The sequence below is a fragment of the Photorhabdus heterorhabditis genome (assembly GCF_018448905.1).
Classification (GTDB): domain Bacteria; phylum Pseudomonadota; class Gammaproteobacteria; order Enterobacterales; family Enterobacteriaceae; genus Photorhabdus; species Photorhabdus heterorhabditis.
Genome location: NZ_RCWA01000197.1, coordinates 1 through 326, shown reverse-complemented (window position 1 = coordinate 326; position 326 = coordinate 1). Strand labels below are relative to the sequence as shown.

Below are 326 nucleotides of genomic sequence, written 5' to 3'. Positions count from 1 at the left end.
AAAATTAACCAGACCGGCAGCGGTGAACTGACGCTCCATACCCGCACCCTGAATAACCAGGAGGGGACCGTGTTCAATCAGGGGACATTGACCCTCACCACTGACCGGCTTAATAACCGTCAGGGCATTATTGCCAGTCAGGGCGAGGACCTGCATCTCACCGCGCATCAGGCCGATAACACCCAGGGGACGGTGCAACTGGCCGGTCAGGGCGCGCTTTCACTGAACACCCGACACTGGCTGGGCCATCAGGGCCAGTTGCTCACCAACGGCGCCCTGACGATACAGGCTCATGATTTACAACTGAATCACGCCGTCACCCGGGC

Annotated in this window: 1 protein-coding gene; it reads left to right on the top strand. The window is 59.2% G+C overall.

All coding sequences use genetic code 11. The features are described from left to right. Window positions 1–326 (top strand): hypothetical protein (locus EAE89_RS24545; protein ID WP_214086698.1); only part of this gene is annotated, 326 nt, incomplete at both ends.